The organism is Aquimarina algicola, from assembly GCF_006443095.1.
GTDB lineage: Bacteria > Bacteroidota > Bacteroidia > Flavobacteriales > Flavobacteriaceae > Aquimarina > Aquimarina algicola.
Genome location: NZ_VFWZ01000002.1, coordinates 878597 through 902107, shown reverse-complemented (window position 1 = coordinate 902107; position 23511 = coordinate 878597). Strand labels below are relative to the sequence as shown.

Below are 23511 nucleotides of genomic sequence, written 5' to 3'. Positions count from 1 at the left end.
ATAAGTGTATGTATTTGTTTTTCAATATATTGATGAAGATTTAAATATAATTTTATCGGATTGTTGTTGATCTTTGAGAATGCAATAAAATAAAAGCTAAATTTTTAAGAAATATGAAAAAATTGTTATCTGAGTGTTAATACATGTATTTTTAAGATATTGCCCTTAACATTGTAATAAAGTTGAGAAACAGAATATGAATTCTGATTTTAATTTTTTTTTATCTTGTTTGGTTTTATCGACTGATTGTCATTTGTTTAGGTTTTCTTTCCTAAAAGAAATGCATAAAAAAAGCCTGACGATATCGCCAGGCTTCTGTATTTTAAGAATATGTTGTTTTAGTTACGAGTCCATCCAGAGTTCCATGAGCCGTAATCTGCACCAGTACCATTACCTACACCAGTGATTACATCAGCTTCTGTAAAAGTAGCACCGGTATCATTTTTGAGATTGAGTGTGATATCATCAAAAGTAATATCTGTAACAGAAGTTTCTGCAGCCACAACACCGTTTCCAGTTTCTGTATCATCAAGATCAAAACCTTCTGCAAAACCTTTTAGAAAAACATTGTTAAATACAGCTCTTGTTCCGGCACGTAATCTGATGGCTTCATTCTCATTAGAAGACCCTCTTCCATTAATTGTAAGGTTTGTTACCGTAGGAGCAGACCAAAATACCGGGTTAGAGTTGTTTCCTATATCGGTGTTAAAACCATCACCTTCTATTCCTTTGTCATGAGATTGTCTGTGCTCGATATATACATTTGTTAATGTTCCTGTATATCCTTCGGTCCAGTCTACAGAGTCATCTTGTGCTCCAATTACAGATATGAAAGAAGCATCAACAGTTCCGCCAAAGAACTCTACTCCATCATCTGCTCCTTCAAAAGCTTGTATGTACTCTATAGTAGTTCCGTTTCCTACGGCATAAAAAGAGAATCCATTATTTTCTGAAGCTGCGTCTGCTGCTCCTCCAGAAAACTCAATACGAACATATCTAAGGATACCCGAGTTGTCATCTGCAATACTACCCCCATATGGTAATCCTCCAATTTCAGAAGTAGAAGTCGCATCACCACCTACAACAGAGTTTATAGGGGCTTTACCTAATATGATCAAACCTCCCCAATCTCCGGGATTAGGAGTTGCAGTTGCAGATGTAAATACGATAGGATTAGACGAAGTTCCTTCAGCATTGATAGTTGCACCCTGTAAAATTGCAATATATACATCAGATCCGGTGGCTGCTCTCACCACTACACCTGGCTCTACAGTAAGTGTGAAACCTTCGGGAACAATCAAGGCACTATTAAGCAAATATTCGGTTCCCGTTACAAGAGTTAGGTCTTCTGTCAAAGTACCTCCTATCACTAGATCTTCTGGGTTTACGTTTGACCCACCATCTCCATTAAGATTAATGTTAACATCTGCTGTGTCATCACTTGCACATCCTACAAAAAGCATGGCAATGGCAACTATTTTTAAAATGAATATGTTTGCTTTCATGTGTTTTAGTTTTTTTATGAATCTTGTTCGTTTTTATTTGAGTTAAAATGTGTATTTGAATTGCAATCCAATATTTACACCTCTTCTATAACTAGAGAGTGCAAACTCATCTAATGGATTAATTTCATTATTTTGATTTCTTGTAAATGGAATATTATAAGTAGTAAGTACGTCTTCTGAAATACGAGCATTTTCTCGTACTCTTTCTATAGTTGGGTTTAATAAGTTTTTGATGCTAAAATTGATTTCAAAATTCTCTCGTACTTTATTTTTCCATACAAAATCTAATGTTGGTACCCCTTTTTCTACAATATTTCCTAATTGTCCGGCACCTAAAGCATCGATTCTGTCTGAAAAATAAGAGAACACAAGATTTGCTACAGGTTTATATTCTCCAAAAGTAGGAGTATAGCTTACATCTGCATTTATTAAAAATGGTGATGCACCTTGTAACTCATCAGAATCTCTATTGAAGTTTGTATTGAAGGTTCCCGAAACCGTTTTTAAATCTTGTTCTGTATGGGTATAGGTAACATTTAGTCCTGCAGAGAGAAGAGTTTCATCTTCAGATTTTGGAAGAAGTGCTTTACGAGCTTCTAATTCAATACCAAACACTTCTGCTTTGTCACCTGTTCTAAAGAAACGTTGTGTTCCTGTAGCATCATTTGCAGATACCAAGTTTACAGGGTCATTAATTTGTTTAGCAAAAGCAGCAATAGAAAATACTTGACCTCTTTCAAAGAACCATTCGTATTTTAAGTCCAAATTAATAATAGAAGAAAATGCAGGGTCATTTAACAAGTCTGGATTACCTCCTATACGATCGGTTACATTCTCATAGACAAAAGGAGCAACTTCTTTAAACTCTGGATTCGAAACCGTTCTACTAGCAGAAAAACGAATATTTTGATCTTCGTTTAATGCATACTTTATATTTAAACTAGGTAAGAAAAAAGTTTCTGTTGCTTCATTGCGCCCGGGATTATTAAAAGCAAGGTTGATTACATCATAATCAATACTTTGATTAAAAGATTCTACACGTAATCCGGGAACAAACGTCCACTTTTCTCCAAGTTTATAAATAGCATTGGCATATGCTGCATGGATATCAAGCTCTCCGGTATAGGTGTTTTCTGGACGTCCAGGAAGATTTGTATCACCTAATCCGTTTAAAGGGTCAAGCCCTCTTATGACAACTGTATTGTATACAACACCAAGGTTATCAATATTAAAAATGTCGTTTAAATTATTTACATCGGTAACTTCTGTTCTAGGTTCTATGATACTTAGTCCAAAACGTTGGTTGTCAAATTCACGCTTTTTTATACGTCCGTTATACCCAAAATTAAAGGTGAGATTTTCTGAATTCTCATACGTTAGATTTATTCTTCCATTCCATTCTTCATCTTCAATATTTTGAAAATAACGTTGGTTGTCAAAATCTACGTTACGAAAAAGAACTGGATTTGTGTTGGGGTCATTATCCAAAGCAAGGTCAAACTGCTCTATTGCAATACGCTTTCTATCTGGTTGACGTGCAAGAACACTGTTAAATCCAACTCCATAATCCAACTTTAATTTGTCATTAATCTTGCTAGTACCGGATATTTGGTTAACAAAGATCATATCTTGCTCAAATTGTACATTTTGAGTAAAAAAGCCAAAGTCATCTAAATCAGCAATTGTATTTCTGTTAAAACCGTTTCCATCTATTCCAAAACGCCCCACTTCGTCGGTAGCGTCATTAATAAATAAGGAAGTAAATTTTACTTTATGGTCTGAGTTAATACGATATGCAATATTTGTCATTGCTGTGGTGGTACGGCTATATTCAAAGATTTCAGAATCTCTAAATATTTGATTCTCTGCACCTGTAACATTTGCTGCTTGTCCTCTCCTGTATTCGTAGTTACTTCCAAAAGAGGCGGTTGCAAACACACTTAATTTTGATTCTTCTCCTATTTCCCAGGATTTTCCTCCTGTAATAGATCCGGAAAGACCTAAGGGACCTTCTGATGAAATAGGATCTACACCATGGGATAAGATAACAGCAAATGGATTATTGCTATATCTGTTATAAAAACCAAAGAGTCCGGTTCCTTCACTCCTTAAAAAGTTTTTCCCAACAGAAGCTGTGTTGATATTGCTTCCCAGATCTGCATCAATAAATGCGTCTCCGCTATGTTCTTTTGCCTTGATATCTACATTACCTGCAGCAAAATCTCCATAAAAATTAGCAGCATAGGTTTTGCTTACCCCAATATTTTGAATCACATCTGAAGAGAAAAGGCTAAGATCCATGTTTTTCTTGTCTACATTATTGGCAGGAAGTGATAGACCATTAAAAGTGGTGTTCAAATATCTATCCCCAAGACCTCTTACATAAACATTACCGCCACCTTCTTGTTTTGAGATTCCGGATATTTTTGTAACTGCTGCTGCTGCATTACTTACTGCCTTGTTTGAAAGTTCTTGAGCTCCAATACTTTGTTTTTGAACTACTGCATTTTGCTGCTCTAGAAGCAATGCTTGAACACTTTCTTTTTTCGTACTTGTTCCTTTTACGATCACCTCATCTAGTGCTGCTGCACTTGCTCCTATAGAGACGTTAACAGTAATGGTTTCGCTAGCTTTGATTAATACTTCTTTTTCTAAAGTTTCATATCCTACAAAACTAAATTCTAAAGTATACGTGCCAGGCTCAAGGTTATCAATACGATATAAACCATCAAAATCTGTAGTAGTTCCTTTGGTTGTTCCTTTTATTAATACATTGGCAAAAGGAAGAGGTTGATTATTGGATTCTTTATCTAATAATACACCAGTGACAGATCCGGTTTCTTGCGCTAAGATTATTCCTACAAAAAATAACGCAAAGAGGGTAACAATTTTTCTCATTTAACTTGTTCTCAAATTCCGTGCAAATAAAGAGATGTAGTGTTAAATGTGTGTTATTCAAAAATTAATTATAAGTGATTATAATGTTAGGATATTGTTATGTACTACTGTTTAATGTTTGTTTACTTAACATTAAGAGCGTGTTAACGACGTTTTGAAGAGCTGAATATTAGCAAAATAAGTATTGCTCCACCGTTATTTTAGAGTTTAATTTTGGGGTTAATAAAACATTAATAGGTGGTATAATGTAAAAATAGCATTAAGGGTGTGTGAATGTAGAAATTCTAAATAGGGACCAAAGTGCTAAATTTTTCGAGAGAATTAAATAAAAAAAAACGCTTCGAGAAATCGAAGCGTTTTTTGTAATTTATGTGCAATTTAGTTCTTATAGTTTACAACTACATTGTCTTTTCCAGACCAAGTAGTTACATCTGCAACTTTATTATCCGTGTAATTAACTTCTGATAATTTGTCTTCGCTCCAGAAAAACCATTTTCCTACTTTGATACCATTTTCATATTGCCCCATGGCAATTTTTTTTCCTTCATTATCATAAGACTTCCATTCTCCATTAAGCTTTCCTTGTTTGTTATAGAATCCTTGCTGTCTTATATTTCCATTTTCATAGTAGAATGTACCTTTTATAGCATCTCCACTTTTTTCGAAAGTAGGCTTTGTCTCTTGAGCAAATAATGTAGTAGAAAACAATACTGTTGCTGCGATTATTATATTTTTCATATGCTTAAATTTTTGGGGTATTTCACAAATACATTACAAACATAACATTAATTTTACTTTTAAGCAACATTTACATAACATTTAATTTACATTAAGCTTGTAACTAATTGTTTTTTAGGGTATTAATTTTTGTATTTGAATTAAAATTTTACGGTAATACCTTCGTTAAAGATTATGATTTCCGTATATAAAATGCGTAGTGTACTCTCCTTGTCTGATTTTTGAAATTGGATATCATATGTTACAAATAGTAGTAGTGATGCTTTCTCTATAGGATACCTTAATTTGTATCTCTTATTTTAAGATGGCTATAATACAAGTCATAATTGTAAATGAGTGATTGTAAAATATCTTCTATAATGTCCTGTTGCCCTTTAATAAGTGGGATAAAGCATAAAAAAGATAACATTTCAATAACATATGACTTGAATATTAATAACATTTTTGTGGTCGATTAAGACCATTTAAAGTACATGAGTGATATTTACGTATTTATGATCATAGCATTAGCCCTTCTTGCTATTGCAGATCTTATCGTTGGGGTAAGTAATGATGCTGTTAATTTTTTGAATTCTGCCATAGGTTCTAAGGCTATTTCATTTAGAACTATTATGATAGTGGCAAGTATTGGTATTGCGGCCGGAGCAATTTTTTCTAGTGGTTTGATGGAAGTTGCGAGAAAAGGTATTTTTGTTCCCGGAGAATTTTATTTTGATGAGATCATGATTATTTTTATGGCAGTCATGATTACAGACATCCTGCTATTAGATTTCTTCAATACACTAGGGATGCCAACTTCTACTACCGTTTCTATTGTATTCGAATTATTAGGTGCCGCAGTTTGTGTCGCTCTGCTAAAGATATTTGCAGATACAGATTTATCAATTAGCGATCTGGGTCATTTTATTAATACCAAAAAAGCCGGTGAGATCATCGCCGGGATTTTACTCTCGGTAGTGGTAGCTTTTTCTATAGGTGCTCTAGTACAATATATTTCTAGACTATTACTTTCTTTTAATTTTGATAAGAAAGCAAAATGGGTAGGCGCTTTGTTTGGAGGGGTAGCACTTACAGCAATTCTATACTTTATTTTTATAAAAGGGATCAAGGGAACCAATTATGCAAAATCGATAGTTGATATTTTATATGAAGGTGGTCCGGAGGGATTACTAAACTGGGCGAATACATATTTTGGAACCGCATACGAGAGTATAAAAGAATTAGCAAATGCAAAAAAAGATATTCTTAAAATTGATGTAGAAAAAGGTGTTGTAGCTTTAACACTACGTGGGTTTTTAGAAACCAATGTATTTCTTATTGTTGTTGCTGGTTTTGCATTGTTGTCATTAATATCATTTTTGATCATTACAGTGTTTAAAACCAATATATACAGGATCATTATTATTGTGGGTACTTTTGCCCTTGCCCTTGCCTTTGCAGGGAATGACCTTGTAAACTTTATCGGCGTACCTATTGCTGCATGGCAATCTTATGAAGCGTGGTCTGCTTCGGGAGTGTCGGCAGATGCTTTTGCGATGGGTGTATTGGCATCAAAAGTGGCGACCCCTACCTATCTGCTATTGATAGCAGGGTTGATTATGGTATTAACACTTTGGTTCTCTGCCAAAGCAAGAAATGTAGTAAAAACTTCTATAGACCTATCAAGACAGGGTGAAGGGGATGAAAAATTTCGTTCTAACTTTTTGTCTCGCGAAATTGTAAGGCTAACCATATTGGTTTCTGAATCCATATCTTCAATAACTCCAAATTCATTCAAAAAAATATCAGAAAAACAATTTAGCGAAGAAGAAGTTGTAGCTAAGCATGCCTATATGAAAAAAGAAGATATCCCAGCTTTTGATATGGTAAGAGCTGCTGTAAATCTTATGGTAGCCGGAATTTTGATTTCTATCGCTACTTCAATGAAGTTGCCTTTGTCTACGACATATGTAACCTTTATGGTAGCAATGGGTACATCTTTGGCGGATCGCGCATGGGGTAGTGAGAGTGCTGTATATCGTGTGGCCGGAGTAATAAATGTAATAGGAGGATGGTTTTTTACTGCAATAAGTGCGTTTCTCGCTGCAGCATTAATTGCGTTCCTCATTCACTTTGATCAGCCTATCATGACTGGTGTGCTGTTGCTGGTAGCTATTTTATTATTGGTAAGAAGTACGTTGAGATATCGCAAAAAAGCCAAAGCAGATCGTGCAGAAGATCGCCTTAAAAAATCAGAAAGCAGTTCTATACAAGGTGTGATAGAAGAAAGTGCAGATAATATAAAATCATTTATTTCTAGAGGAAATAAGATTTATGCAACCACTATCGATAGTCTTGCCAAATATGATCTTTCTTCTCTAAAAAGAAGCAGAAAGGGAATTGCAAAATTAGAAACAGAGGTAGAAGAATTAAGAAATAGTATTTTTTATTTTATTAAAAACCTCGAAGAATCTAGTGTAGGAGCCAGTAATTTTTATATTTCTGTTTTAGGATACTTAGAAGATATAACACAGTCTTTAGAATACATTGCCAAAGTAAGTCATAAGCATGTAAACAATAATCACAAAAGATTACGGTTTAATCAAATTAAAGATCTTAAAGAAATAGAAGATCAAATGAAAGATCTTTTTGTGAATATTAAAACGGTATTTGATCAAAGAGAATTTAATAATCTAAATGGTATTATCGAAGAGAAACAAGAATTGTTTACTCTGGTAACAGACAAGATTACAAAACAGGTAGAACGAACAAGAACAGAAGAAAGTAGTCCTAAGAATACTACTTTGTACTTTAGCTTATTAACAGAGACCAAAGATTTGATTACAGCAACAATGAACCTGCTTACTACTTATAGGGATCATCAGGATTAATGATGTGGGACGTTAACTAAATGTTACTTTTATGAGATTTTTATGTTAGTTTATTGTTTACTAGCAGGATAGTTATGAAAACTTCATATTAACATAGTATATTTACTGCAAGGCATATAATTCAAATAAAAAAAATGAACACAAAAGACATTACAATTCTACTGGTAGATGATGAGCCGGATATCTTAGAAATAGTTGGGTATAATCTTACCGCAGAAGGTTATAATGTAGTTACTGCAGAAAATGGAGTAGAAGCTATAAAAGTTGCAAAGAAGAAAAAACCTCATTTAATTATTCTAGATGTGATGATGCCGGAGATGGATGGAATAGAAGCTTGCGAACAACTACGTAAACTACCGGATCTACAAAGTACAATCATCACTTTTCTTACTGCGCGAGGAGAAGACTATTCTCAGGTTGCTGGATTTGATGCAGGTGCAGACGATTATATCACAAAACCCATACGCCCAAAAGTATTAGTAAGCAAAGTAAAAGCCCTGTTACGTAGATTAAAAGAAGAAGAATCTTCTGATAATGTTGTAAAAATAGGCAGTCTTGTTATTAATAGAGATGAGTACAAAATCGTAAAAGACAAAAAAGAAATCGTATTGCCCAGAAAAGAATTTGAATTGTTATCTTTACTTGCCTCTAAGCCCGGAAAGGTATTTAAGCGAGAAGATATTCTTGATAAGGTATGGGGCAATGAAGTTATTGTAGGAGGTCGTACTATCGATGTACACATTAGAAAACTAAGAGAAAAAATAGGAGATAATAGCTTCAAAACGATCAAAGGCGTCGGATATAAGTTTGTAGTATAAATGGCAGAAAATTTTAAAAAGTCGTACAAGTTTGCATACTTGTCGTCTCTATATATCACGATATTATCAACGCTCGCAATGAGCGTTTTTTTATTAGTATATTCTATATTCAACCCATATTTGATTATAGGTTTTGTATTAGTATGCTACGCAATTTGTTTTTTGGTCATTCAATATCGGTTAGAAAAATTTATTTACAGAAGAGTTCGTAGAATATATGATGATATCGAGATGCTAGAAGTCGATACTATTGATGATGGCCCTGTAACTACTGATATGAAAACACTGATCAAAGAGGTCGAAAAATTTGCTCAAAAAAGGAAAACAGAAATCGAAACCTTAAAAATCAGAGAAGCATATCGAAAAGAGTTTATGGGTAATATCTCGCATGAATTAAAAACACCATTGTTTACCGTTCAGGGGTATATTCTTACATTGCTCGACGGCGCTATGGAAAACCCAAAAATACTTGATAAGTATCTTAACCGAGCAAATAAAGGGGTAGAACGATTGATCTATATTGTCAATGATTTGGATATGATCACCAAACTTGAAGCAGGGGATCTCAATCTTAATTATACCAATTTTGATGTTGTTGAGTTAGTACAAAGTGTATTTGATCTCTATGAGATGAAAGCTGCCGCAAAAAATATTACACTAACCTTTGATATGGCGTACTCTAATCCTATTATGGTGCATGCCGACAAAGAACGTATCCAACAAGTACTCTCTAATCTTATTGTAAACTCTATAAAATATGGAAGAGAGAATGGTACAACAGAGATTAGTATAGAAGACTTGATTCGTAATAAAACTATTGTAAGGATTACAGACAATGGAGAAGGGATCGCTCAGGCACACATTCCGAGGTTGTTTGAGCGTTTTTATAGAGTAGATAAAAGTGGATCGAGAAAAGAAGGAGGTTCAGGACTAGGGCTAGCTATTGTAAAACATATTATAGAAGCACACCACGAACGTATTTATGTAGAGAGTGATTATCGCGTAGGGAGCGAGTTCTCATTTACTCTTGAAAAAGTTAAAAAGTTCCCTGTAGTCGATGTCAGTACTAAAACTACTTAATCCTTTATACGAATTTAGGTCTCTTAATTTTGTTAATGTAAACTCATTTTGATCACAGCTTGGCACAAGTTTATTAATCGTCAAACGTTCTGCTAAATATTCTTGCTCAAACTGTCCTGGTGTAGGGATAAAAAATGCTTTCTTCTTTAATTTAGCCAGATCCATTACCGTTGTATATCCTGATCTGGAGATGATAAGGTTACTACTATTGATGGTTTCTTCAAGTGCTTTGCCCGTTAAATAGTTGTGTACAGTGATATTATTTTTTACATAAGTCTTATGGTTATCTTCGATAAGCCCACGAACAAATACAATTCTTTTATCACTTTGTTCAAATTCTTGAAAAAGTTTTTGTTCCAGCAAGGTACGTTGCGGCTCTGGTCCGGAGAGAAGCACCATAATATCATACTTCTTTGGAACGATCTGGTACTCAAACCTACTTAATGGCCCCAGATATGTTACAGGAATCGTACTTTTTTTGGGATGGCCAAGCTCACCACTTAAGTTTGGGTCATCTGCCATATCAGGCACCCAACAAACATCAAACTTTTTGATGTACTTATTATGTAACTTGGTACTTATAGAGGTGGTTTTCCCACTCAATACCGTGAGTTGGTGGGTAATAAATACAGAAGGAATCTTTTTGTGCCTTACGCCCATTCGATTATCTGATATAATACCACAATACTCATCCTCTTCCATAAGCTTTTTTACAGCTTTGCGCTCAGCCGTAATTGCATGGGCAATTTTAGGACTGTTTAAAAGCATTTTTAATTTAAAATTACTTGCTTTTTTGGAGTATTCTATATTATAAGATGGTAAAGACTTAGTTTCTAGTTCAGGAAACTCTTTTCTCAAAAGTGCAAGAGCAACTCCATCTGATGCTATAACAGGTTCTAACCCCTCGTGTAATAAAGCATTTATTATGGGTATACATCTTGTTGCGTGGCCTAATCCCCAATTCAAAGGAGCTATAAGTATTTTTTTCTTCAAACGTCTTTGTTTTTAGTTTAGAGTAATTTTGACTATTTGATTTTGATTAATAAAAGTAATAGTCTTTTATTATGCTCGTATTTCCTTAATTTTACCAAAAAATTATCTTTAGCACATTTGTATTACCTTAAGGCATATAAAATGTTACGATTTTGCTAAGAATGAGAGTTTTACATTTTGAAAGTAGATGTGGCTGTAGTGTTACAGGTAGTTTTTTGTAAAGACCAATATTATAAAAGATCAAAGTGGGAAGTAAGAATAAACTGAAACGATTTAACGAAAACAAAACATTTGAAAATGTTGTAGAGCCTACTCGAGATGAGGTGCTTAACAATACTCTGGGGTTTAAAGGGAAATGGAACGAAAAATTCTTTAAGAATAACAATCCAATAGTCTTAGAGTTGGGTTGTGGAAAAGGAGAGTATACTGTTGGTTTGGCAAAGCAATACCCTGATAAAAATTTTATTGGGATAGATATCAAAGGGGCTCGATTTTGGCGTGGAGCAAAAACAGCACTAGAAGAAGGTATGGGTAATGTTGGATTTATCAGAACACAGATTGAGTTAATCGATCATATCTTTGAAAAAGAAGAAATCGACGAAATATGGATCACATTTCCTGATCCTCAGATCAAATATAAACGTACAAAACATAGGCTAACGAACCATGAATTCTTGCAACGATATAAGAACATTATAAAGCCCGAAGGGATTTTACATCTTAAAACCGATAGTGAATTTATGCATGGATATACGTTGGGATTATTACATGGAGAGGGGCACGAGGTGTTGTATGCCAACCATAATGTTTATCATAACGAGGGAGCGCCCGAGATCGTAACAAAAATTCAAACTTTTTACGAAAAACAATATTTAGAAGAAAATAAACCTATAACTTACATCCGCTTTAAACTCAATTAACAGGAGCTATAATTTTGGAAACTGCCAAGCTTTTTTTGATTACTTTTTTTGCGTCTCTAGTAGGAGTAATTCCTCCTGGATTGATCAACATGACTGTTGCCAAAACTTGCGTAGAAAGAGGTAAAAAAAATGGTATTCTTGTTGCCGTTGGAGCCTCTGTGATTGTATTATTTCAAGCTTTGATCGCTATTCTTCTGGCAAAATATATCTTTTTTAACCCTTTTGTAAGAAACATACTTTTACGTACGGGAGCTGTGATTTTTTTCTTGTTGGCAATATATTTTTTTGTCAAAGCAAAACAAAATAGTACCAAAATAAAGGTATATCGTAACTCTGATACACGAAGTTTTTTTAAAGGGATCATGATGTCTGCTCTTAATGTATTGCCAATACCATATTTTTGTACCATAGCTGCAGGCATGAGTGTAAGTGGAAAAATAGAATATGATGCTGTGCGTATTTTTGTCTTTATGGTAGCTGCAGGATTAGGGACTTTTGCAACCCTCTATTTTTATGTGCTTTCTTTTCTGAAAATAGAAAACAAAACGGCATCTATAACAAAGTACTCTAATTATTTTATGGGGGTTTTAATGTTAATTTTGGTTATTATCACTTTAGCAAGAATCATATATACATGGGAGTAGAAAAGAAGAATACAACATCACAGTCTGAGGATAATTTTTTTGAAAGAGTTTATGAGGTCGCAAAACTGATTCCATATGGTCGGGCAACTTCTTATGGTGCTATAGCAAAATGCTTGGGAGCTGCACGTAGTGCTCGTATGGTGGGTTGGGCTATGAATGCTTGTGGAGGTAGAGATGATGTGCCTGCTCATAGAGTAGTAAATAGAAAAGGAGTATTAACCGGGAAACACCATTTTCAGGGAACCAATCTAATGCAACAGCTTTTAGAAAGTGAAGGTGTAACAGTAGAAGATAATCAAATTGTAGATTTTGAAAATATATTTTGGGATCCTATGAAGGAGTTATAACCTATTTTGACTGCAAAAATTAAATTATAGAAAGGTACCCAAACTCACAGAAAAAGTTCGAAACGGTATATCTCCTATCCAGAAGTATTCAAGTCCTGCAGAGAACACCCAATTTTTACGATGACAATTTAATAAGGTTGTTACAGTATATAAATTATCATTGTCTGTCGCGGCGAGCTGTAGATTTATTTCTAAACTCAGCGGATTCATAAAAAATAATTCACCTCCTGTAGCAATTACATATCCCCAATCATCTATTTCGCCTGCAATATAATTTTTTCCCAGACCTGCCCATAGATCAATACGCTCTTCTCTTATAAAGTGATATTTAAACAATCCCGTTGCTATAGCTAAAGTATTATAATCAGCATTTGTTCTGTTTTCCCATAATTGTAAGTAATCAACTTCTAAAGACAACCCACCAATTGATCTTATCCCTACGTTTAGATGATTTCCATAAAGAGAAGTGTTTTCAAAAATAAATCTATTAGAAATTTCTAACCGTTCTGTTTGTGTAATAGAATCATTAGCGAAGTAAATGTAATTACCGGTGTTGGTATCTTTATAATAAGGGTGTTTGGTAATTCTTTTGAGACCATAATCCAAATCAGAATTAGTATCAGCAAAAGAAGATAGAAGGTTAAATAGGTCAATGAATTGTTCTGTATTGTTAGAAGAATCATCTTTACTTTTCATATTTTTTTCAACGAGCTCTAATTTCCCCTGACCAAAGGTAATACCGTTTAAAAACAATATGATATATAATACGATGTAGATTCTCACAACTAGATTTATTTTGAAGAATTAAATTTCAATAAAAAATGAGGTGTAAAATACCCCGAATTCAGTGAAAGATATTGAGATGAATAAAACGATGATATCGTGGAATCAAAAAACACAAGAATATTCTTAAATGTATTATAAATTGTGATATAACCATAAATCATTTCAATTTGAGGGTTTTATAATCTTAACTTTTAAGATTATCTTTGTCGATACTATTTTATGAATAGTAAAAACTAGAAAAAGAAAAATTATATAATGAAGCTAGATAAGTCAGAAATACTTAAAGCACTAGAGACAATTACAGTTGCGGGCGAAGGAAAAAACATGGTAGAAAGCGGAGCTGTAAAAAATGTGATCACTTTTGGAGACGAAGTTATCGTAGACTTGGTTTTGTCGACCCCGGCGTTACATATTCGTAAGAGAGCAGAGGTAGATGTAATGAAAGCGATCCATGAAAAAGTATATGAAAAGGCAAAAATAACGGTTAATGTTAAGGTTGAAGCACCGGAAACACAGAAAACACAGCCTCAAAAAAATGTAATCAAAGGAAAACCGATTCCTGGGATTACAAATATTATTGCTGTAGCATCGGGTAAAGGTGGTGTAGGAAAATCGACGGTTACTTCTAATCTTGCCGTTACATTGGCCAAAATGGGTTTCAAAGTTGGACTTTTGGATGCTGATATCTATGGGCCTTCTGCGCCAATCATGTTTGATGTCGAAAAAGAACGACCCTTATCTGTCAAAGAAGGTGGGAAATCCAAAATGAAACCTATAGAGAATTATGGGGTTAAAATTTTATCAATAGGATTTTTTACACAACCTAATCAGGCGGTAGTATGGCGAGGGCCAATGGCAGCAAAAGCACTCAATCAAATGATATTTGATGCCGCTTGGGGAGAACTAGACTTTATGTTGATTGATTTGCCTCCCGGTACCGGTGATATTCACTTGTCTATTATGCAATCTCTGCCAATTACAGGAGCCGTTGTAGTGAGTACGCCACAAAATGTAGCATTGGCAGATGCAAGAAAAGGTGTAGCGATGTTTCAACAAGACAGTATCAATGTACCCGTCTTAGGAATTGTAGAAAATATGGCATATTTTACACCAGAAGAACTTCCTAATAATAAATATTATATCTTTGGGAAAGAAGGAGCAAAATACCTATCAGAAGATATTAATGTTCCTTTCTTAGGAGAAATTCCTTTGGTACAAAGTATTCGAGAAGCTGGTGATGTTGGTAGACCTGCAGCTTTGCAAACAGCAACTCTTGTAGAGCAAGCTTTTGAAGAAATTACTAAAAATGTTGTTCAGGAAGTGGTGCATAGAAACGAACATTTACCACCAACTGAAGCGATAAAAATAACAACAATGGCAGGTTGTGCTGCCGTAAAAAATAAAAAATGACTTCTGAAGAATTAAGAGAAAATGTAGAGAAAGCCCTTGATGAGATAAGGCCTTTTTTAGAAAGCGACGGAGGAAATATTTCTTTGATAGCAATTGAGGATGATAAAACAGTAAAAGTGCAATTAGAGGGTGCATGTGTAGGGTGTAGTGTTAATCAAATGACACTTAAATCCGGTGTAGAAATGACTATAAAAAAATACGCTCCTCAAATAGAAGAAGTATTAAATATAGAATAATCAATTAATACAATTGAAAATATTCAAGAGCCTTATGAATTAGATTTTTTCTATTCATAAGGCTCTTTTGTTATATATATTTAAATTGATTTTTGAACGATAAAATTAGTGAGCAATTCAGGCCCTTCAAGGCCTCTGCTTAACAATTAAAATTATTTTTCAATCTGATATGTCAAGGTTTTATATTGATGTAGTTATGAGATTGTGTTTTGACTTTTTCATTTTTAAGTCCAAAAAGTGGATGTAGTAAAGTAATCTTCAATATTATAAAATGATATAGGAGCCAACTTCCTATAAATGTACCGGCAGAAAGCCATAAAAATTTACTTACAAAACTCCAATTAAGATCCATAATGTAGTATGCAATGATAATTGTAATGGTTTGGTGTAAAATATAGAATGGATATACGGCTCGATTGCAATAAGCAAGGAGATTACTTTTTTTGTTTAAATATTTTGCTGCATATCCAAAGATTGCCAAAATCCAGGACCATAAATTGGTTACTTTTATTAAAGCTTCTGTAATATGAATGTAAATGTTATCCTTTCCTACTATCCATATTACTAACTGAATACTAAAAGAAATAATTCCTAGTACTAAGGCTTTGCTTTTGATACTCTCTACACTGTCCCAAAATCCTTTTCCAGAAGCTAAAAGGATAAAGCCAAAGAAAAAAAGGATTAGAGAGTTAATAAAGTTGAACCAGTCGTCAATAAGTGCATGAGTTACCGGAAAAAAAGGTTCTACTAAAACTTCAATTAGGTATAATGGAATTATAAATATATACAAGCCATATGGTCTTTGGATGGTCTCTTTTATCCAATCCACTACTATTGAAGGTTTTCTTTTTAAATGAACAAACAAAGGTGATAGTAGTACAGAAAATATAAGAAGATAAGGTAAAAACCAAAGGTGGTGCCAGCTTATATTACCTTCGGGGTATATGCCAATAAAAGCTCTTGTGGTAAAATATTCAAAATAAGAATCAACAAATTCATTTTTATCAAGCCGTTCAAAGTAAATTTGTGGGGGTACTATAAATAGCATACCAAAAAGAAGAGGGATAAACAATCTCTTGATTCGCTCCCAATTAAATTGCCAGATATTTCTGTAGGAAAGCGCATAATATGTTCCCATTCCCGAGATTACAAAAAGAATAGGCAACCTCCATTGATTAAGAAATAGCATAGGCCATCGTATCCAGGATATGATTTCGTTATTTTTAATATGCCACCCCCATGGAACAAAAAACATCCCTACGTGGTAAAAAATAAGTAATCCAAAAATAATAACTCTCAACCAATCGAGATCATATCGACGAATTTTTTTCTCCATAATTTTTTAAAATTTATGAAGTCAAAAGTCAGGATTTTTTCTGCTGAAAAAAGATTCAAAAAGGCTGCATTATGTTCAAAATTGTAATTCTAGACATTTTTCGATTCAGTAATATCAACCTGAGATCTAATGTATGCTTTTGGAGACATAGCTACATGTTTTTTGAAAGCATTATAAAATGTGGCTTTAGATTTGAACCCAACAGATTCGCCTATCGCTTCTATCGTAAGTTGATTGTATGTTTTGTCGATCAGTCTTTTTTTGGCTTCATTAATTCGATATTGGTTAATGAAGTCATTAAAATTTAGTTGCGCACCTGCATTGATAATTTGAGAAACATAATTTGGATTTGCGTTCAAAGCTTTAGACAAATCTTTTAGAGAAGCTGATTGTGAAAGATAATAGGCTTCACTTTTTACAAAGGTTTCTATTTTTTCGATTGAAATTAAATCATTTTTCACCGTAGTTGTTTCATATTTGTCAGCTATCCAGGAGGTTGTAAAAACTCGAGATTCTACCAGTAATAAAAATGTCGTTAAACTAACAATGATTGTATAAAATATGAATATATAATGATCACCTCCATCGTCCTCAAAATTCAAATAAACCATAAAGATAAGCACAAAGAATATGAATAGGGAAAAAGTGACATTTCTCGAAAACTGATATTTATTAACAGACGTATCAATGGCACTGCTTTTATTTTTATGATAAATGTTTTTTAAAATAATTCTTGCCGATAGAATAATATATACCATAAAACTAAATAGAATAAGCCATCTGAATTCGTCTTTTATAATTAAATAGCTGTAATCTATATCTTTTGGGGTATCGATCCGTCTCATATCTGGAAAGTAAGCACCTAAATATGCATTTATTTTAATAGCGTTCGGTTGTAAATAGTATTGTATTTGAGTTAAAAAATATAATATTGAAGGGATTCCATGAAACCAGAACTTTTTTATACTTATTGTTTCGCGTGCTAATAATGAATACACAAATAGGTATGTCAAAGGAGCTATTAACAACACTAGAGGTTCGGTACTATCATTAAGATAAGGAACATATTTCATTAAACCTGTATAGCATAGTAAAACATCAAAGGCAATAATGGATTGTATTAGCAAAGACCATCCGTATAGTTTAAAAGCAGTTATTTTGCTTGAAGTTCTAAAAAGGATTATACAACTTAGTAATAGGCCTAAAAAGATACCTAAGAATATAAAGTATGAAACAAGATTATGCCTTATTGGTATTAAGTCTATGATATCTTGTGTATTTTCCATAGTATAATAACGAAGTTAAGAGAGTACAAAATCAGTTAATTTTTGAGGTCCTTCAAGCGGTATCCTAATGATTTTAAGCACTCCATCTGCAGTTGTAGAAATTTGCCATTTGATCAACATGATTTTCCCTTTTTCTATTTCTATACCCGTTATAGATCTTGGGTGTACACAGCTACCATCATTGAATAAGGGTAACTCTCCTGTTTGAGGAAACCTGGGCCGGTGTGTATGACCAATTATAGTACATATATTATGATTATTGGCAATCCATTTTTTAATTCTTCGTTCTACTTTAATTGTTTCTTTATAGTTTTTTGCAGGACTTGTAGGATCGGCAATGCCAACTACTTGTAATGGTTTCCAGAGAATACGAACCAAAAACCTATTGATTCGCCATCCTATATAATTCATAAAATCTGCCTGATGGCCATGTAATAAAAATAGCTCTTGTTGAGTGTTTTTATGTTTGAGTATGATAGCTTCATGATATTTGATATTTTCAAAAAGAGGTACTTTTTTATTTGTTTTCTGATCAAGATAAAAACTAAGATGTTTTTTTACATATCTGGGATTGCGATATACCATATCATGGTTGCCCCATATCATTTGTAATCTATGATCTTTGTGAAACTGTTGAAGTAATTTGTAAATATTTTTGTGAGTTCTGAAAATGGTTTCAAAATTTAGATTTTCCCAAAGTTCATCGCCATCGCCTAGTTCACAATAGGTAAAACCATTATCATAGTAATGCCTCAATGCATGAAAATAGATATTTCTATTATTCGCAAAATCATCAGCAAAACTATTGTCTCCTCTATGGCAATCACTGAATAATATAAACTTTGAGTCATCATCAAAAGAAATTACTTTGGCGTTTTGGTACGCTCGATCCAAACGAGATTGAGAAGACATGTTTTTTAAGTTTTTGATAAATATACGATACTCATTTTATGATATAAGTATCTAAATTTTTCAAGAAACTCAATATAAGAAGATTTATTTTTTTGTAATAAAAGACTATCGAATATTTATGATTTTGTATGCGTAGACCTATACACAGACATAGAACTGTGATTTGCTAATAAGAAGCTTATGGTAGTTAAGCTGTTTTTTTGGTAATATTACCAACCTTACACCCTAATGCACTCTTAGATACTTTTTCTTGAATAGAAATTATATCATTACTACTGTCATATTTAAAAGAAACAGTACAGGTATTATTATTAATTGCTACAATTGTTTTCATGATTCTTTTTTTACATGGCAAATCTATGAAACAACCTAGTTTACAACTATGATAAATATCAATAAATAGTTATGGTTTTGTAATTCTCTCATATACTATGTTATCTGTAAATTAACCATAAAATTTTACCTCTTTTATTTTGATAACATGCTTTATTTGTGGGTAAAATTAGTATCACAGATTGGAATTATTCATATTGATAGTTACTATCCTTTTTTTGAATGTTATAGTTTTTAAAGTATTTCTGAAACTGTTACTTTCCGAAATGACATTTATCATATTTAAAGCGTACAGAAGCGTCTATATTTGAAAAAGAATTTTAGATCAAAACGATGCAAAAAGGTTGTATACAAACAGCCTTTTTATTGTAGAACCAAAAAAATAATAGAAAGATGAAAACTAATATTCAATTTGTGCAAATGCCTACGAGTGAAGCTATGGAGAGTTATGTTCATGAAAAGTTAGATAAATTATACGCTAACTACGATTGGGTAATTAAGTCAGATGTCTTTTTTAAAAAAGAAAATGATCCTAAAGGGAAAGGTAAAATATGTGATGTAGAATTAAGTCTTCCCGGACCAAAAATACATGCTACTTCTAATGAGAAAACATTCGAGTCCGCATTTAAAGAAACCTTTAAAGATCTAATCACGCAGCTTAAGAAAAGAAAACAAGAGATGAAGCCCTATATGTAAAATAGAAAACAGTGTTAGACGTTGTAAAACCTGCTATGTATTGGCAGGTTTTTTTAATGTCTGATCTCAAAATCAGTAAATGATTTCATATGACTTTCTTCAAAAGAAACAGTATCTACTTGTGCAAACTCTGGACCTGTAGCGCACCACTCTAATAGGTCATTTAATTGTTTTGAAGTGCCTTCTGCTTCTACATACACATCTCCATTAGGCATATTCATTACAAATCCATTTATGTTTAATTGCTTTGCTTTTTCTAAAGTGTTTTTGCGATACCAAACGCCCTGTACGATTCCTTTTACAGTAATATTATAGTGTTTTGTCATTGCTTTTATATTTAATGTTAAACAAGCTTTCGTCTTTTAATACTATCAGAAGCATGTTCTTGAAGGTTTTTAAATTCAAATGATTAGTATGATAATTATCATATGATTTGGCATATACAACTCCTAATTTTGAGTATCATAAAAACAATAAACCATGAAAAAAATTCTTGTCCCTATTGATTTTTCAGAATATTCAGAATATGCATTAGAAGTTGCAGCAATTTTAGCAAAGAAACAAAATGCAAGCATTATAGCATTACATATGCTGGGATTATCTGAGTCTATTTTTACTAAAAATGAAGCAGAAGAAGTAAGTGAAGCTATTTATTATATGAAGCTTGCCGAAAAGAGATTTAGTACATTTTTAGATAAAGATTATCTTGAAGGTATAGAAGTAACAGAAATGGTACAGAACTACAAAATTTTTAGTGAGATTAATGAAGTGGCAAAGGATAATGATGTGGATATGATTGTTATGGGATCTCATGGAGTAAGCGGTTTGCGCGAAGAAGTTTTTATTGGTTCTAATACAGAAAAAGTGGTGAGAACTTCTAATATTCCTGTTTTGGTAATTAAAAATAAACCAGAAAATTTTACATTAAATAAAGCTGTATTTGCATGTGATTTTAAAATAGAAAATATCAGACCTTATCATAATGCAATGCGTTTATTTGAAACATTAGGTGTTGATGAGGTACATCTCTTATATGTTAATTTGCCGGGAGAACGTTTTAAGAGTACCGATCAAATAGAGGAGAACGTAAAAGAGTTTCTCTTCAAAGCAGATGCCGGTAACCTTGAGATGTATGACAAAGTTGTTCATTATGATGATTATAGTGTAGAAGATGGTGTTTTTAACTATAGTAATAGAATACAAGCAGACCTCATTGCGATACCAACACATGGCCGTCGTGGGCTTTCGCATTTTTTCAGCGGTAGTATTGGCGAAGATGTAGTAAATCATGCAACTAAACCAGTAGTGACATTTAAGATCTAATCTTTATATAACTACTACTCGGGAGCTTTAAAATAAAAAAAGCCAAAAAGATATTGTATGTCTTTTTGGCTTTTTTATGTGTATCAAATTATAATTTGGTACTATTTCTTCGACACACTTATCGATATTTGACATAAAATAAATATAAAAATGAAAAATAGAGTACTATTAGTTTTATCCTTTATAACTATATTTCTTCAGTCATGTAATTTTCACACTCCAGAAAATTATTTTGGTAGAACTACATTAAACACTAATAAATTTAGACAGTTAGGAAAGAGAGATTTTAATGAAATGAGAGCTTCTAAAAAAGCAAACATGCTCAAAATTTATAAAGATGATGCTTTTGTGGATACAGATAATTATGAAGAATATGTTCGGTATTCAAAAATCAAAGGTATAGAAGAAGATATAGAAAAAATAAAAGAATTAAAAGTTACAGATGATACCGAGGCGATGATCAATGCTTCATTAGAGGTGTTTACTTACGTAAAATCTATTTACGAAAATGAATATATAGAAATCTGTAAGTTAATGGACACTAATGCCACAGATGAAAAAATAGAAACAGCAATTCAAGACTTAGAGCAAAAACTTGTTGAATATGATGCTAAAATGGAAAAACTCATGGAAGTAGCTGTTCCCTATGCAGAAAGTAATGGGATTAAAGTTCAGTATTACTAATTTGTAATTAAAAGCGTATAGGGATTACAAAGTAGCTTAAAATCAGGAAATATTTAGTGCAATTTCAACCATTTTAGTAAAAGAGTTTTCTCGTTCTGATGCAGGTATTTGTTCTTTGGTCACCAAAGAGTCAGATATAGTGAGAATAGTTAATGCTTTTACTTTGTGTTTTGCAGCAATAGAGTAAATTCCTGCAGCTTCCATCTCTACACATAACACCCCAAATTCAGCCCATTTTTTATAAAAATTAGGATCATCATCATAAAATTGATCTGCGGATAATACATTACCCGCTTTAATTGTGATATTGTTTTTTTGGGCATATGCAATTGACTTTGAGAACAAATCAAAATCTGCAGTAGGAGCATAAAACGAGTTAGGAAATCTATTGGCATTAATTGCAGAGGTGGTAGATGCAGACATTGCAATAATAATATCTCTAAGATGTATTTCTTTTTGATATGCTCCTGCAGATCCTACTCTTATCAATTGTTTTGCTTTATGCGTTGTAATAAGTTCATGACAATAAATCAGCGTAGAAGGAATACCCATGCCTGTTCCTTGTACAGAAATGCGTTTTTTTTTGTAAAACCCTGTATATCCTAACATCCCTCTGATGTTATTATAACAAACAGGATTGTCTAAAAAAGTCTCCGCAATCCACTGTGCACGCAATGGGTCACCGGGCAATAATACGGTCTCTGCAATTTCTCCAGGTTTTGCTGATATGTGAATACTCATTTGTTATGTTGGATTTACGATTTGTATTCCTGACGAAGTACCAATTCTGGAAACCCCCAAATCTATATATTGTTTTGCAGTATTAAGGTCTCGAATACCTCCCGAAGCTTTTATTTTTACACTACCGTGTACTTCGTTAATCATAAGCTGCACGTCTTCTAGTGTTGCACCGCCTGTACCAAAACCTGTAGAGGTTTTTATAAAGTCTGCACCGGCATTCAAAGATAGTTTGCAAGCGATCTTTTTTTCTTCGGTAGTCAAGTAACAGTTTTCAAAAATTACTTTTAGCACATTGTTTCCTATAGCTTTTTTTACTGCTCTAATATCTTCTTCTATAATTTTTTGATATCCTCCTGATTTTAATAAACCAACATTGAGCACCATATCAATCTCGTGAGCACCTTGATCAATACAATGTTTTGCCTCTTCTACCTTAATATAGGAAGACGTTGCCCCAAGGGGAAACCCTACCACTGCCGCAATTTTGATATCAGTCTGCATAAGTTCACTTTCAGCAAGAGCAACATAGTAACCATTTACGCATACAGCATAAAAATGATGTTCTTTAGCTTCTTTGCAAAGTTGTTTGATATCATCAACAGTGGCTGTTGCTTTTAATATGGTATGATCTATATATGTGTTAATTTTCATTTAGAAATATATGAATTGATGGTATTGATAATATCATTTTTTTGAAGCACACCTGATTGTCTCCATAATTGCTGTCCATTTTTGAATAATAACATAGTAGGAACTCCTTTAACTTGATATTGTGCTGCCAAAGACTGGTTTTTGTCGACATCAATTTTTATGACTTTGATACGCTCTCCCATTTCGTCTTTTACTTCTTTCAATATAGGAGAGAGCATCTTACAAGGTCCACACCAGTCTGCATAAAAGTCAATTAGTACGGGTGTATTAGTATTGATTATATTGGTAAAACGATCTTTCATAA

At 33.1% G+C, this 23511-nt stretch carries 24 protein-coding genes; 11 read left to right on the top strand and 13 right to left on the bottom strand.

Annotation, left to right across the window (positions count from 1 at the left end):
- Window positions 1-338: 338 nt before the first annotated feature.
- The 3 genes from FHK87_RS08005 to FHK87_RS07995 form a co-directional block, all read right to left on the bottom strand.
- Window positions 339-1505, bottom strand: a complete 1167-nt coding sequence (locus tag FHK87_RS08005; protein ID WP_140592158.1) for a multidrug transporter — start codon at window positions 1503-1505, stop codon at window positions 339-341.
- A 42-nt stretch (window positions 1506-1547) separates the two neighbouring features.
- Window positions 1548-4403: a TonB-dependent receptor gene (locus FHK87_RS08000; protein WP_140592157.1), complete on the bottom strand. Its 2856-nt coding sequence runs from the start codon at window positions 4401-4403 to the stop codon at window positions 1548-1550.
- A 378-nt stretch (window positions 4404-4781) separates the two neighbouring features.
- On the bottom strand, window positions 4782-5141 hold the full coding sequence (locus tag FHK87_RS07995; RefSeq protein ID WP_140592156.1) for a toxin-antitoxin system YwqK family antitoxin: 360 nt from the start codon (window positions 5139-5141) through the stop codon (window positions 4782-4784).
- Window positions 5142-5614: 473 nt separating this feature from the next.
- Between FHK87_RS07995 and FHK87_RS07990 the strand changes: the two genes are divergently transcribed.
- From FHK87_RS07990 to FHK87_RS07980, 3 genes are all read left to right on the top strand, one after another.
- Window positions 5615-8011: an inorganic phosphate transporter gene (locus tag FHK87_RS07990; protein WP_140592155.1), complete on the top strand. Its 2397-nt coding sequence runs from the start codon at window positions 5615-5617 to the stop codon at window positions 8009-8011.
- Window positions 8012-8145: 134 nt separating this feature from the next.
- Window positions 8146-8829, top strand: a complete 684-nt coding sequence (locus tag FHK87_RS07985) for a response regulator transcription factor (protein ID WP_140592154.1) — start codon at window positions 8146-8148, stop codon at window positions 8827-8829.
- Window positions 8830-9909: a sensor histidine kinase gene (locus FHK87_RS07980; protein WP_140592153.1), complete on the top strand. Its 1080-nt coding sequence runs from the start codon at window positions 8830-8832 to the stop codon at window positions 9907-9909.
- Here FHK87_RS07980 and FHK87_RS07975 read toward each other — a convergent pair.
- Window positions 9847-10902 (bottom strand): glycosyltransferase, encoded by a 1056-nt coding sequence (locus tag FHK87_RS07975; protein WP_140592152.1) that lies wholly within the window; start codon window positions 10900-10902, stop codon window positions 9847-9849. The genes FHK87_RS07980 and FHK87_RS07975 overlap by 63 nt on opposite strands.
- 245 nt (window positions 10903-11147) lie before the next feature.
- On the opposite strand from FHK87_RS07975, the gene trmB reads away from it, so the two are divergent.
- From trmB to FHK87_RS07960, 3 genes are read left to right on the top strand one after another with little or no spacing between them, the layout of a single operon-like run.
- Window positions 11148-11822, top strand: a complete 675-nt coding sequence (gene trmB / locus FHK87_RS07970; protein ID WP_140592151.1) for a tRNA (guanosine(46)-N7)-methyltransferase TrmB — start codon at window positions 11148-11150, stop codon at window positions 11820-11822.
- Window positions 11823-11836: 14 nt separating this feature from the next.
- Window positions 11837-12466 carry a LysE family translocator gene (locus tag FHK87_RS07965; RefSeq protein ID WP_140592150.1) on the top strand — a complete coding sequence of 210 codons (630 nt, stop codon included), beginning with the start codon at window positions 11837-11839 and terminating at the stop codon, window positions 12464-12466.
- Window positions 12457-12813, top strand: a complete 357-nt coding sequence (locus tag FHK87_RS07960) for an MGMT family protein (protein WP_140592149.1) — start codon at window positions 12457-12459, stop codon at window positions 12811-12813. The genes FHK87_RS07965 and FHK87_RS07960 overlap by 10 nt, the downstream gene beginning before the upstream one ends.
- Before the next feature lie 24 nt (window positions 12814-12837).
- Here FHK87_RS07960 and FHK87_RS07955 read toward each other — a convergent pair whose 3' ends face one another.
- Complete coding sequence (locus tag FHK87_RS07955) at window positions 12838-13509, bottom strand: hypothetical protein (protein WP_226294146.1); 672 nt, start codon at window positions 13507-13509, stop codon at window positions 12838-12840.
- A gap of 345 nt (window positions 13510-13854) precedes the next feature.
- Here FHK87_RS07955 and FHK87_RS07950 point away from each other — a divergent pair, with 345 nt between their 5' ends.
- Window positions 13855-15009, top strand: a complete 1155-nt coding sequence (locus FHK87_RS07950; RefSeq protein ID WP_140592147.1) for an Mrp/NBP35 family ATP-binding protein — start codon at window positions 13855-13857, stop codon at window positions 15007-15009.
- Complete coding sequence (locus FHK87_RS07945; RefSeq protein WP_140592146.1) at window positions 15006-15245, top strand: NifU family protein; 240 nt, start codon at window positions 15006-15008, stop codon at window positions 15243-15245. The genes FHK87_RS07950 and FHK87_RS07945 overlap by 4 nt, the downstream gene beginning before the upstream one ends.
- Window positions 15246-15417: 172 nt before the next feature.
- On the opposite strand, the gene FHK87_RS07940 is transcribed toward FHK87_RS07945, so the two are convergent.
- The 4 genes from FHK87_RS07940 to FHK87_RS26140 all read right to left on the bottom strand — a co-directional run bounded on the left by FHK87_RS07940 (window position 15418) and on the right by FHK87_RS26140 (window position 19113).
- Window positions 15418-16581, bottom strand: coding sequence for an acyltransferase family protein (locus tag FHK87_RS07940; protein WP_226294145.1), 1164 nt, complete (start codon window positions 16579-16581; stop codon window positions 15418-15420).
- 89 nt (window positions 16582-16670) lie between these two features.
- The gene (locus tag FHK87_RS07935) at window positions 16671-17867 is read right to left on the bottom strand and encodes a helix-turn-helix domain-containing protein (protein ID WP_140592145.1); all 1197 of its coding nucleotides are present in this window, start codon (window positions 17865-17867) and stop codon (window positions 16671-16673) included.
- A gap of 15 nt (window positions 17868-17882) precedes the next feature.
- Window positions 17883-18779, bottom strand: coding sequence for a metallophosphoesterase family protein (locus FHK87_RS07930; protein ID WP_140592144.1), 897 nt, complete (start codon window positions 18777-18779; stop codon window positions 17883-17885).
- 187 nt (window positions 18780-18966) lie between these two features.
- The gene (locus tag FHK87_RS26140) at window positions 18967-19113 is read right to left on the bottom strand and encodes a hypothetical protein (protein ID WP_226294144.1); all 147 of its coding nucleotides are present in this window, start codon (window positions 19111-19113) and stop codon (window positions 18967-18969) included.
- Between the two features lie 392 nt (window positions 19114-19505).
- Between FHK87_RS26140 and hpf the strand changes: the two genes are divergently transcribed.
- On the top strand, window positions 19506-19808 hold the full coding sequence (gene hpf, locus FHK87_RS07925; RefSeq protein WP_140592143.1) for a ribosome hibernation-promoting factor, HPF/YfiA family: 303 nt from the start codon (window positions 19506-19508) through the stop codon (window positions 19806-19808).
- Between the two features lie 53 nt (window positions 19809-19861).
- Here hpf and FHK87_RS07920 read toward each other — a convergent pair whose 3' ends face one another.
- Complete coding sequence (locus FHK87_RS07920; RefSeq protein WP_140592142.1) at window positions 19862-20134, bottom strand: acylphosphatase; 273 nt, start codon at window positions 20132-20134, stop codon at window positions 19862-19864.
- A gap of 154 nt (window positions 20135-20288) precedes the next feature.
- Here FHK87_RS07920 and FHK87_RS07915 point away from each other — a divergent pair, with 154 nt between their 5' ends.
- A complete protein-coding gene (locus FHK87_RS07915; RefSeq protein WP_140592141.1) occupies window positions 20289-21131 on the top strand; it encodes a universal stress protein in 843 nt (280 codons plus the stop codon).
- A 150-nt stretch (window positions 21132-21281) separates the two neighbouring features.
- Window positions 21282-21815, top strand: coding sequence for a hypothetical protein (locus FHK87_RS07910; RefSeq protein ID WP_140592140.1), 534 nt, complete (start codon window positions 21282-21284; stop codon window positions 21813-21815).
- 42 nt (window positions 21816-21857) lie between these two features.
- On the opposite strand, the gene deoD is transcribed toward FHK87_RS07910, so the two are convergent.
- Genes deoD through trxA form a run of 3 tightly spaced genes read right to left on the bottom strand, consistent with a single transcriptional unit; the run spans window position 21858 to window position 23509 of the window.
- The gene (gene deoD, locus FHK87_RS07905) at window positions 21858-22556 is read right to left on the bottom strand and encodes a purine-nucleoside phosphorylase (RefSeq protein ID WP_140592139.1); all 699 of its coding nucleotides are present in this window, start codon (window positions 22554-22556) and stop codon (window positions 21858-21860) included.
- 3 nt (window positions 22557-22559) lie between these two features.
- Window positions 22560-23207: a deoxyribose-phosphate aldolase gene (gene deoC / locus FHK87_RS07900; protein ID WP_140592138.1), complete on the bottom strand. Its 648-nt coding sequence runs from the start codon at window positions 23205-23207 to the stop codon at window positions 22560-22562.
- Window positions 23204-23509, bottom strand: coding sequence for a thioredoxin (trxA, locus tag FHK87_RS07895; RefSeq protein ID WP_140592137.1), 306 nt, complete (start codon window positions 23507-23509; stop codon window positions 23204-23206). The genes deoC and trxA overlap by 4 nt, the downstream gene beginning before the upstream one ends.
- Between the last annotated feature and the right edge of the window lie 2 nt (window positions 23510-23511).

Coding starts and splice junctions, on each gene's coding strand:
- FHK87_RS07980 (WP_140592153.1), top strand. CDS start 8,830: ATGGCAGAAAATTTTAAAAAGTCGTACAAGTTTGCATACTTGTCGTCT.
- FHK87_RS08005 (WP_140592158.1), bottom strand. CDS start 1,505: ATGAAAGCAAACATATTCATTTTAAAAATAGTTGCCATTGCCATGCTT.
- FHK87_RS07995 (WP_140592156.1), bottom strand. CDS start 5,141: ATGAAAAATATAATAATCGCAGCAACAGTATTGTTTTCTACTACATTA.
- FHK87_RS07910 (WP_140592140.1), top strand. CDS start 21,282: ATGAAAAATAGAGTACTATTAGTTTTATCCTTTATAACTATATTTCTT.
- FHK87_RS07915 (WP_140592141.1), top strand. CDS start 20,289: ATGAAAAAAATTCTTGTCCCTATTGATTTTTCAGAATATTCAGAATAT.
- deoD (WP_140592139.1), bottom strand. CDS start 22,556: ATGAGTATTCACATATCAGCAAAACCTGGAGAAATTGCAGAGACCGTA.
- FHK87_RS07940 (WP_226294145.1), bottom strand. CDS start 16,581: ATGGAGAAAAAAATTCGTCGATATGATCTCGATTGGTTGAGAGTTATT.
- FHK87_RS07935 (WP_140592145.1), bottom strand. CDS start 17,867: ATGGAAAATACACAAGATATCATAGACTTAATACCAATAAGGCATAAT.
- hpf (WP_140592143.1), top strand. CDS start 19,506: ATGAAAACTAATATTCAATTTGTGCAAATGCCTACGAGTGAAGCTATG.
- FHK87_RS07930 (WP_140592144.1), bottom strand. CDS start 18,779: ATGTCTTCTCAATCTCGTTTGGATCGAGCGTACCAAAACGCCAAAGTA.
- FHK87_RS08000 (WP_140592157.1), bottom strand. CDS start 4,403: ATGAGAAAAATTGTTACCCTCTTTGCGTTATTTTTTGTAGGAATAATC.
- FHK87_RS07955 (WP_226294146.1), bottom strand. CDS start 13,509: ATGAAAAGTAAAGATGATTCTTCTAACAATACAGAACAATTCATTGAC.
- FHK87_RS07950 (WP_140592147.1), top strand. CDS start 13,855: ATGAAGCTAGATAAGTCAGAAATACTTAAAGCACTAGAGACAATTACA.
- FHK87_RS26140 (WP_226294144.1), bottom strand. CDS start 19,113: ATGAAAACAATTGTAGCAATTAATAATAATACCTGTACTGTTTCTTTT.
- deoC (WP_140592138.1), bottom strand. CDS start 23,207: ATGAAAATTAACACATATATAGATCATACCATATTAAAAGCAACAGCC.
- trxA (WP_140592137.1), bottom strand. CDS start 23,509: ATGAAAGATCGTTTTACCAATATAATCAATACTAATACACCCGTACTA.
- FHK87_RS07990 (WP_140592155.1), top strand. CDS start 5,615: ATGAGTGATATTTACGTATTTATGATCATAGCATTAGCCCTTCTTGCT.
- FHK87_RS07945 (WP_140592146.1), top strand. CDS start 15,006: ATGACTTCTGAAGAATTAAGAGAAAATGTAGAGAAAGCCCTTGATGAG.
- FHK87_RS07960 (WP_140592149.1), top strand. CDS start 12,457: ATGGGAGTAGAAAAGAAGAATACAACATCACAGTCTGAGGATAATTTT.
- FHK87_RS07985 (WP_140592154.1), top strand. CDS start 8,146: ATGAACACAAAAGACATTACAATTCTACTGGTAGATGATGAGCCGGAT.
- FHK87_RS07920 (WP_140592142.1), bottom strand. CDS start 20,134: ATGACAAAACACTATAATATTACTGTAAAAGGAATCGTACAGGGCGTT.